The sequence below is a fragment of the Candidatus Liberibacter sp. genome, assembly GCF_014048425.1.
Taxonomy (GTDB): Bacteria; Pseudomonadota; Alphaproteobacteria; order Rhizobiales; family Rhizobiaceae; genus Liberibacter.
On record NZ_JACETX010000040.1, the window covers coordinates 1915 to 11847 of the forward strand.

The window sequence follows — 9933 nt, forward strand, 5'->3', positions numbered from 1 at the left end:
GACTTGCGCTTTACCCAATCTTATTGTCGATTATCCCATTGTTCCAGAGTATTTCAATCGCATGATACGGTCTGAGGCGTTGGTTCGTTGGATCGAAAGATTGGCGAATGATACTTTGCAGCGCCAGACTATGTTAGATGGTTTTGATGCATTGCGTGATTATATGAAGACTAATTTACCAGCAGGGCAAATGGCTGCGGAAAAAATTTTCAAGTATTTGGAAACTAGAAAACATTCCTAAACTAGCAGTGAATAATATAGAGAGCATTTTTATGAATTCTCGCATGTTTTTAGGTGTATTCTTTTTTGCTTTATAGGCGAAAATTTTCTTGCTTTATACAGTGAAGATTATTCCCTATAAAGAAATAACAGAGAAGGTTTTACGTTTTTTTTCGATTGATGGTTTATGATTCAGAAAGTTAAAATCAAAAGTTTGAATCTCAGTGAATTTCGTAATTATAGTTCTTTGCGACTTGTTTTTGACTCCCAGAAAACAATTCTGGTGGGTGATAATGGGGCAGGAAAGACTAATATTCTAGAGGCTATATCATTTCTTTCTCCTGGGCGTGGTTTACGTCGTGTATCCTATACAGATGTGACGCGGATAGGATCTGCTTCTTCTTTTTCTGCTTTTGCGAGAGTAGAAGGTATGGAAGGATTAGCAGATATATCCATGAAATTGGAATTAAAAGATAATAGAGCTGTGCGATATTTGCGAATCAATGATGTTGCATTACGGCTTATAGATGAACTTAATGATCATCTAAGAATTAATTGGTTGGTTCCTTCTATGGATCGTATTTTCAGTGGACCATCTATAGAAAGGCGTCGTTTTCTTGATAGAATGGTTTTTTCTTTGGATCAGAAACACAGACGTCGCATGATTGGCTTTGAACGCTTGATGCGCAGTCGCAACTGTTTGTTATCTGAGGATTTTTTTGATTCTTCCTGGTGTAGTAGCATTGAATCACAAATGGCAGAATTAGGCATTGCGATAGCTGTCGCACGTCAAGAGATGACGAATCAATTGTCTCTTCTGATAAAGGAGGATACGCAAAGAGAAGGGTTCCCTTCTGTTGAACTCAATGTTTCTGGATTTATGGACGGCAAGCTTAACCATGCTTTCCTTGCATTAAAACAGGAGTATGCGGATATTCTGCTTGAAAGAAGGAAGATTGATGCTATTGCAGGACGCGCTTTAGTAGGTCCTCATCGTAGTGATTTAATTGTAAATTATTGTGATAAGGATATAAAAGCCTCACATGCCTCTACAGGAGAACAAAAGGTTGTTCTGGTGGGAATTTTCTTAGCACACGCACGGCTAATATCTACTATGACTGGTTTTGCTCCAATCTTACTATTAGATGAAGTTGCGGCACATCTTGATGAAGGTAGAAGAAATGCATTATTTCGTATAATTGATGACATAGGAGGACAAACCTTTATGACAGGTACGGATAGTTCGGTGTTTTCTTCTCTTGGTGAAACGGCAAGATTCATACATGTCTCGCATAATCAAGCATGCTACATTTGATTTCAAATATTTATCCGTTGTGTCTCTCGTCAAATCATGATTTTAAAGAAGAGATTAAAACGTATATTTCCCCAGCTGATTACCTCGGGGAACAATAGCGTTCCAAGTTTATTCACATGCTGTTATGGCACTTATAACATAATAAGGGAAAATTCCTGGAAGGATAACGATTCGTCAACAACGCACCAGCCAGTAACATGAAGCCTTTTCGCTACTTCTCTCGAATCGTTTGGAACGTACTTTCTTCAGAAATAACATTAAAAAGAATATACTATATTAATAGTGACAACCATAGATCAGGATTAAAAGAGTAATTTAAAGAGCCATTTTATATTACTTTTTCTAAAATAAGTAATGCAATTATCTTATAGATAAGGGATTATCTAACAAGATACGAGCTTTCTCTAAGTCATCCTGAACATCTACGCTGACCGAGTTTGAGTATATCACTTTGACATCGATACGCATGCCATTTTCTAGAGCACGCAATTGCTCAAGAGATTCTCTCTTTTCTAGAACAGAAGGGGATAATTGAGAAAAACGTTCTAGAGCTTTGCGTCTGTAAGCATAGATTCCGAGATGGCGATAGAATGGTCCTGCGCCGTATGGGGCTTTAGAACGAGTAAAATAAAGAGACTTTAAACACCCGTTTTCAGAAGGAGTGGCTATTATTTTGACAATATTTGGATCATGCGTATCTTCATCATCAGGAATGTTGATTGCTATGGTTCCGATGTCAACATGAGGATTTCGTAGAGGAATTAGTGAGGCTGCTATAGCTTCTGGTTCTATGGTAGGAAGGTCTCCTTGTATATTCACAATGATAGTAGCTTCCAGTGCTTTATCCACGAGATTTAATGCTTCGAAGATACGATCAGAGCCCGATTTATGATCTGTTCGAGTCATCGCCGATTCAAAGCCCGCACGAGATATGAAATCGCGGGTCTCTTCGTGATCAACCGCAACTATTACGCGTCCAATATTTGCTTCCCGTGCACGGATAGCGGTATGTACTATCATAGGAAGTCCGTTTATATCAGCGAGTACTTTACAGGGAAATCTTTTTGATTTTATGCGAGCAGGGATAATAATCAGGACTTTTTCAGGGTTTTGGTAATTCATAAGTTTTGAATTTTCTCAAGAAATTTCTCACTAAGGAGGTAAAGCTATTTGAAAAACACTAATCACGGGATTCTGAAGATTGCAAGGTATAGAAAGCTTTTTGAGAGATTTAAAATATGCGATGTTCCGAAATATTTTGTTTTGAATTGTTGAAGCAACTTATATTTATTCGAAGGTTTTTGATAGAGACATGTCTTCAAGGACACATGATATTGGAGAGTATGTTATGTTTTCTAAATAGTAAGTGATTCTATTTTATTTTTTATATTCGGCACTTAAGGAAGAGGAATAAAGACGTCCTGAGTGATTTGAAGAAAGAGGAAAACGGGATTGAATTTCTTTTTGAAAGTCTTTGTATGAGATGGTTTTCTCGTCAAAAAGCGACAGAATTATTTGAATTCTTCATTAGGATATACACCCCAAATTTTGTTTTGCATAATCCACCCGCTTATGCCGGAATTTTTCCCAAAACACCATTCGCCGGAGCATTTATGTATTGTTAATAGGACATTAGGCTCAATTTTGGCGACTACTGTCGATCTTTTGTCCGGTTTTTGATATAAATTGACGTATGTTTGCTCGTTGCTTTCATTTTCCCAAGGAGAAACGATAGCAGAACGTTTGCTAGAGAGCAGTCTTTTATTAACCCAACCATTGGTCCCATCAAAGTCACGGATATGTCGCCAGTTTTCATATTCTTGAATAACTTCAACGGGAAATCCTTCTTTCAAATATACATAGGAAATAGCGTGAATTTTACTGGGTCCGATGCGAACGTTGGTTCGATTATATTTAATTGTTACAAAATGAGGTTCTGGGAGCCTGCTAGATCCTTGTGTATCCTGAGAGAAAACATGGCTTTTTGCCAGAAACAATATTGCCAACGTGGAAAAAAATAAATTCTGCGATATTTTGGGCATTTATTTTTCGTAATTCCCGGTGTTTTTTATGTAAGAAAACTTTTTATCTATAGAGTATCGAGATTTTCTAAATGTGAAAAGAAGAAAACAGACTAGGTAGTAATAATCAAATAAACAAATAAGTATTGAGCAGGATAATTGGTATAAGATAGGTTAAGAAAGTTCTTTATAACTCCTGTATTGTAAAATTTATATAGGGAATTCAAAACGACGCACTTGTTCTAAAATATTGTTTTTTTTAATAAAAATCATAATTTCAGATAGTTTTTTGCTGACTTTTGTACAGTTCAGAAAATCAGGAATTTTATCAGAAAAATGATTTACAATACTATTTTCGGTATATATTAGGGAATTAGTTTCTCATGCTGGCTTGTATTTTACCCCAAGATTGACGATAATTCATTTTCGAGAGGTTGAAAGGTGGACGCTGTGCTCGCCAACCGGGTCAGGTCTGGAAAGAAGCAGCCCTAACGATGCTATAGTGGGTCATTTTTTCAGCCTCTCACTCCTGAATTTATTTTAAGAAATCGCGAGAGGACTTTCCCTGCGTAAATTTTCGAGTAATTATTGTGTTTTGGCACGTAAATATCGGCCTAATAGTTTTTCAGATAACATGGTGGGTCAAGAACCTATGGTTCAGACGATGACGAATGCCTTCAAGGCAGGTCGTATAGCGCAGGCTTATATATTGTCTGGTATTCGAGGTGTTGGGAAAACTACGACTGCTCGTATCATTGCTCGGTCTTTAAACTATAAAAAAGATAAGATAGATATTCCAACAATAGACTTCAAGGTCTTGGGAGATCATTGCCAAGAGATTATGAATGGTCATCACATTGATGTAGTTGAATTAGATGCAGCTTCCCATACGGGGATTGATGACATTCGTGAAATCATTGAAAACATGCGATATAAGCCTATATTGGCTCGTTATAAGGTTTATATTATTGATGAAGTGCATATGTTGTCTACTGCAGCTTTTAATGGACTTCTCAAAACTCTTGAAGAGCCTCCGTCACATGTAAAATTTATATTTGCTACTACAGAAATTCGGAAAGTTCCGATGACAATATTATCGCGATGCCAACGTTTTGATTTGCGTCGTATACCCATTGGGGATCTCGTAGCGTTGTTCACAAAAATTTTGGAAAAGGAATCTATAGAATTTGAATCGGAAGCAATTGCAATGATTGCACGAGCCTCTGATGGATCAGCACGCGATGGCTTGTCTTTGCTAGATCAGGCTATTGCGCGTGGTTCCGGAAGAGTTCAAGTGTCAGAGATTCGTTTGATGCTCTCCCTTTCTGATCGGAATAGGATAATTGATTTATTTGGTCATTTAACAAAGGGTGATATCACACGCGCTTTGCAAGAATTCTCTTCACAATGTGAATCCGGAGCAAGCCCCGCAGTAGTTCTTAGTGATCTTGCTGATTTTACGCATTTGGTGACAAAAATTAAATATGTATCAGAGATGGCGAATAGTTTAGCACATAGTGAAACTGAAAATAAGCGATCTTCTGAGTATGCAAAAGAGCTCTCTGTGACGTTTCTTTCGCGTTTTTGGCAGATGCTTTTGAAAGGTATGGATGAAGTGGAGAGTTTTTCTCGTCCTTCAGAAGCTGTTGAAATGGTTTTAATACGTTTAGCGCATGCCGCTCATTTGCCTTCGCCTGAGGAAATTGCTCATTATATAAAGGGAGAGAAGCAAGAGGTAAAAAGGGCTGGTTCATCAGGTCCTGTTTCTGTTAATATATCTCAATCGTCCACGATGGATCGCAAAGAGTCAAAAGGAATCATTCCGTGTGATAAATCGTCAGTTCCTGAAGATGCCAAATCCGGATTTCTTGAAAAAAAAAACACATCATTTGCAAAATTGAAGCCACATAATTTAGATGAGCAACGTGCTACAGATGAGTTCCTTGGTTTATGCCAAAATCATCATGATTATAAAATAAAAGATATGGTGCAAAAGTTTCTTCGTGTTGTTTCCTTTAAAAAAAAGAAATTGGAGGTTTTCCTGTCTAAAGATGCTCCTGCTGATTTTTTAAAAAGCCTTCTGATGAAGCTTAAAGATTGGACAGGAGAAGATTGGATGATAAGATGTTCGTTGCACAATTCCGGAGAAGAATATAAGGATATAGATAAAGGTTTTAATTTCGAAAATTTTTGTACAGATGTAGATATACAGGCTACTCGTGCAGTTTTTCCTGAAGCTCGGATTGTCGGCATCAGAACTTTCTCTCGTCGAAAAGAGGAAAAATAGATTCATGGGAAGGTTTCGTAATCATAAACTATATACGATGAACTTTTTAATATCAGGAGATTAGCTATGAGCAATATGATGAAGATGATGGGACAGGTTAAAGAGATACAAGAAAAAATGGGTAAAATGCAGGATGTTATCGCAAATCTTGAAGCAGAAGGAGTCTCTGGAGGTGGATTGGTGCGTGTGCGTTTGAATGGTAAGAATACACTCATAGGACTGAAAATTGATGATTCCTTATTATGCAAGGAAGATTCTGAAATACTCGAAGATTTAGTTGTTGCTGCTCATAGGGATGCTCGACAGAATCTGGAAGAAATGATTGAAGCAAAGACAAGAGAAATAACATCAGGATTATCACTTCCTCCAGGATTCAAATTTCCTATATGAAAGTATTGCGAGGATAAGGATATAGGTATTGAGATAGATTTTCTCAAAGAGTTTCTAGTCTAGGATGTTAATTTTTAGAGGTGGAATTTGTGCGTTTTTATCTGAGATTAGGTGTTTATATTTTTAAAAATTTAGGGAAAAAATAAACTTATTGATAATCTTATTTTAAAAAAGGGGAGTGAGTTTTTTCCTGAGATGGATATCTGATATGACAAAAAAAATAACTGGAATAGAAATAGAAAACCTTATCAAGGTTTTGGCGCGTGTTCCAGGGCTTGGTCCGCGTTCTGCTCGACGGGCGGTTCTGCATCTTGTGAAGAGAAAGGATCGGTTGTTAGGTCCATTGGCTGAAGCTATGATGCGGGTATATGATAAAGCTTGTCTCTGTTCTTGTTGTGGTAACATTGATACCATAGATCCTTGTGTTGTTTGTAGAGATGAACGGCGTGATAGTTCTGTTATTGTAGTAATAGAAGATGTTGCCGATTTGTGGGCGTTGGAACGTTCTGGTGCGATGAAAGCACTTTATCATGTTCTTGGTGGAACGCTTTCTCCGCTTGATAAGATTGGTCCGGAAGATCTTAGAATTCAATCTTTGATAGAGAGAGTAAAAAGCAATCAGGTTCATGAATTAATTCTTGCTATTAGTGCGACAATTGAGGGGCAGACGACAGCTCATTACATCATTGACCAATTCAAGAATATGGATCTTAAAGTTACTCGATTGGCGTATGGTATTCCTATGGGCAGTGAATTAGACTACCTTGATGAGGGAACGCTTTTTGAGGCAGTTCGTTCTCGAACCATTGTATAAGAAGATATTGCCTTTTTTGCTTGTTATCTATTGCGAATGAGAGAATTTCTTCGCAAAAAAATGATAAAGACGAGATTTATAAGTTTGAATACAATGTATCTAAAAATAGACTTTTCATCTTTGATATCTGGTTTAATTATTGCACAAATACAAGACTTTTCGACTTACAGGGATTTCTTTTAATGAGAGGTTCCAGAAAGAAAAGGTATTGTATTACGTAAATAATGGATATCTTTTCTATCCTAAAAGGCTTTTTTTACATGCTGAATTTAGGAAAACATTTAGCTTCCGGTAGTGGATTTTATTCCAGAATATGTGGTTATATTGATATTTTCCTATAGGTAAATTACATGATTTGCCATTAAAAAGGATAGGCATAATCTACATCACGGTTCTGTTATGTGCATGATATGTCTTTAAGAGGCGAAGCCTTAGTCAGAATAGAGCTTCAAGCTTTCATGAAATACTTTTTCTTAGTGGTTTGGGGTGGAAATAGAAAGAGAGTTTTTTAAATGAACTTCCCTGGGTTCATTATACCACAAGGATCGAAAGTATTTTTGATTTTTTGCATCATCATGAGTTCCGTGGATTGGGATATTTTTTCTAATCTTTCTTTATGAAGTTGTCCGATACCGTGTTCAGCGGCGATTGAACCTCCATAAGATAGGACCATAGAATAAACAAGATCACAAACAGTATTCCGATTACGAGACAAGAATTCATCTGCATTGCTATCAACTGGCGGAAATACAATAAAATGAATGTTTCCATCTCCCATATGCCCAAAAGGGCATATACGTGTTCCAGGGAAAGAGGACAATACTGATTCTTCTGCTTTTTGCAGAAAGGATGGTATGGCTTCTATGGGGATTGAGATATCGTGTGAAATTGATCTTCCTTCTTTTTTTTGAGCTAGGGGGATTTTGTTTCGAAGATACCAGATTGCGAGTTTCTCTTTTTCGGAGGAAGATAATGTCCACTCAGAAATCATGCCTTTTTCAGAACCCTGCAACAATATGGTATTGGCTATTTGATTAGCCTGATCTTCGGATTCTGTAGTAGAAATTTCCATTAGGACATACCAAGGATGTGAATTTTCAAGAGTAGGAAGTTTATTGTTTGGAATATGTTTGATCACTAACTCTAATATCGCCTGAGAAATTAATTCAAATGCAGTTAGCGTATTATAAGCAATTTGTTTGGCAAGTTGCAAAAATTGAAGAGCCTTTTCAAGAGAATTAACTGCGATTAAAGTAACTTGTTTGCCTTTTGGAAAAGGAAAAAGTTTGAGTACTGCTCCGGTAATGATGCCGAGAGTTCCCTCTGATCCTATGAAAAGATCTCGCATGTCATAATTGCTGTTATCCTTTATGAGTTTGCGCATGCCATTCCAAATTTCGCCGGTGGGGAGAACAACCTCTAGACCCAGACAGAGATGTCTCATATTCCCATAAGCTAATACGGCGGTGCCTCCTGCATTTGTAGCGAGGTTTCCTCCGATTTGACAAGAGCTTTCTGACGGCAGAGAAAGAGGGAAAAGTCGATTATGATTTATTGCTAATATTCGGAGTTCGCGGAGGTTGATGCCGGCATCAACAGAAATGGTGTTACCTATCAAATCAATGTTTCGTATGTTTTTCATACGTTCAAGCGATAAGATGATGTCTTCTTTGTTACTGCGAGGTGTTTGTCCACCAACGAGACCAGTGTTTCCTCCTTGTGGGGTAATGGATGTTTTCGTTTCGGTAGCCAGTTTTAAAATTTGTGATATTTCTTTTGTGCAAGATGGACGCAAAACCAGTGGAGATGTGCCATGATAAAGATTTCTTTCTTCTTTGAGATATGGAGATATTGATTTTTGGTCTTCCAGTGCTTCACCGTATCCAACAATTTCTATAAATTTTTTAATAGTATCAGAAGACAACCTTTTCATGAGGATATTCCTTGATTAATTGCATGGCACTGTTACTCTTTTAGATCTATCATTGAGCATTTCATCGCGTCCAACAATTTCTATAAATTTTTTAATAGTATCAGAAGACAACTTGTCCATGGGGATATCCCTTGATTAATTGCGTGGAGCGGCGGCTCTTTTCAATCTATCATTGATTGCTTCACCCAAGCCATGGCGTGGTATCGGAGTAAATGCAATAGAATTTGCTCCGCTGGTATCAGCTATTTTTAAGTAATTAAAGAGATTATATGCCGCCTCCTTTAGATCTCCGGATGGACTCAAATCAAGGGAGATGATTGCTTGTTTAATATTTTTAACAGGGAAATTTGCAAAACGAATTAAGGCTTCTCTAGGATTTGCATGAGTAGCTTCTAGTCTTACTGTGGCTCTGGGAGCATAATGAGATTTCAACATTCCGGGGGCTTGTAGTGTTGATGTTTCATTCATAGGATATCCTAACTTTTTCCCGGCAACTATTTTGATTGTTTCGGTTTCCAGTCCACCTGGGCGTAAAATACTTATTGTGTTATTGTCTTCAACTTTCACAATGGTTGATTCCAGTCCAATTTCAGAGGGACCTCCATCAAGGATAAGAGGGATTTTTTTTCCTATAGGAGAAGATAGGATACTTTCAGTGCTGGTTGCGCTTATTTCTCCAGAGATATTGGCAGAAGGAATTGCTAGAGGATAACCATAGGTGGAAATAAGTTTTCTGGAAAAACCGCAAGGCATGCGAAAACAAGCCGTTTTGAGATAGGAAGTGGTTAACGGGTGAATATCGCTTTGAGGCAAAAGAGTTAGCAAAAGAGTTAAGGGACCAGGCCAAAAAACTTTTGATAGATTGAGTGATATGAGATCAAAATAAGCATGCTTCTTTGCCATAGAAACATCGCTTATGTGGCATATCAAGGGATTGATAGCGGGGCGTTTTTT

At 37.5% G+C, this 9933-nt stretch carries 8 protein-coding genes, 1 other RNA gene and 1 pseudogene; 6 read left to right on the forward strand and 4 right to left on the reverse strand.

Going from position 1 to position 9933, the window contains the following annotated elements:
* Positions 1–241 (forward strand): annotated as a pseudogene (locus H0G72_RS04810) (lipid-A-disaccharide synthase); the annotation flags it as partial.
* 165 nt (positions 242–406) lie between these two features.
* A complete protein-coding gene (gene recF / locus H0G72_RS04815) occupies positions 407–1534 on the forward strand; it encodes a DNA replication/repair protein RecF (RefSeq protein WP_182017648.1) in 1128 nt (375 codons plus the stop codon).
* 360 nt (positions 1535–1894) lie between these two features.
* On the opposite strand, the gene H0G72_RS04820 is transcribed toward recF, so the two are convergent.
* A complete protein-coding gene (locus H0G72_RS04820) occupies positions 1895–2656 on the reverse strand; it encodes a 3-deoxy-manno-octulosonate cytidylyltransferase (RefSeq protein ID WP_182017649.1) in 762 nt (253 codons plus the stop codon).
* Between the two features lie 389 nt (positions 2657–3045).
* Complete coding sequence (locus H0G72_RS04825) at positions 3046–3576, reverse strand: SH3 domain-containing protein (RefSeq protein ID WP_182017650.1); 531 nt, start codon at positions 3574–3576, stop codon at positions 3046–3048.
* Between the two features lie 409 nt (positions 3577–3985).
* Here H0G72_RS04825 and ffs point away from each other — a divergent pair.
* The 4 genes from ffs to recR all read left to right on the forward strand — a co-directional run bounded on the left by ffs (position 3986) and on the right by recR (position 7046).
* Positions 3986–4081: signal recognition particle sRNA small type (ffs, locus tag H0G72_RS04830), an RNA gene on the forward strand.
* A gap of 21 nt (positions 4082–4102) precedes the next feature.
* Positions 4103–5842 (forward strand): DNA polymerase III subunit gamma/tau, encoded by a 1740-nt coding sequence (locus tag H0G72_RS04835; protein ID WP_182017656.1) that lies wholly within the window; start codon positions 4103–4105, stop codon positions 5840–5842.
* A gap of 66 nt (positions 5843–5908) precedes the next feature.
* Positions 5909–6232: a YbaB/EbfC family nucleoid-associated protein gene (locus H0G72_RS04840; RefSeq protein ID WP_182017651.1), complete on the forward strand. Its 324-nt coding sequence runs from the start codon at positions 5909–5911 to the stop codon at positions 6230–6232.
* A gap of 208 nt (positions 6233–6440) precedes the next feature.
* Positions 6441–7046 carry a recombination mediator RecR gene (gene recR, locus H0G72_RS04845; RefSeq protein ID WP_182017652.1) on the forward strand — a complete coding sequence of 202 codons (606 nt, stop codon included), beginning with the start codon at positions 6441–6443 and terminating at the stop codon, positions 7044–7046.
* 508 nt (positions 7047–7554) lie between these two features.
* Here the strand turns inward: recR and H0G72_RS04850 are convergent.
* Positions 7555–8979: an FAD-binding oxidoreductase gene (locus tag H0G72_RS04850; RefSeq protein ID WP_182017653.1), complete on the reverse strand. Its 1425-nt coding sequence runs from the start codon at positions 8977–8979 to the stop codon at positions 7555–7557.
* A 135-nt stretch (positions 8980–9114) separates the two neighbouring features.
* On the reverse strand, positions 9115–9933 hold an 819-nt coding region (locus tag H0G72_RS04855), incomplete at its 5' end, for an L-threonylcarbamoyladenylate synthase (RefSeq protein WP_182017654.1).

Bases quoted from the DNA above. Each gene is read 5' to 3' on its own strand.
- recF (WP_182017648.1), top strand. From the start codon at position 407: ATGATTCAGAAAGTTAAAATCAAAAGTTTGAATCTCAGTGAATTTCGT.
- H0G72_RS04820 (WP_182017649.1), bottom strand. From the start codon at position 2,656: ATGAATTACCAAAACCCTGAAAAAGTCCTGATTATTATCCCTGCTCGC.
- H0G72_RS04825 (WP_182017650.1), bottom strand. From the start codon at position 3,576: ATGCCCAAAATATCGCAGAATTTATTTTTTTCCACGTTGGCAATATTG.
- H0G72_RS04840 (WP_182017651.1), top strand. From the start codon at position 5,909: ATGAGCAATATGATGAAGATGATGGGACAGGTTAAAGAGATACAAGAA.
- recR (WP_182017652.1), top strand. From the start codon at position 6,441: ATGACAAAAAAAATAACTGGAATAGAAATAGAAAACCTTATCAAGGTT.
- H0G72_RS04850 (WP_182017653.1), bottom strand. From the start codon at position 8,979: ATGAAAAGGTTGTCTTCTGATACTATTAAAAAATTTATAGAAATTGTT.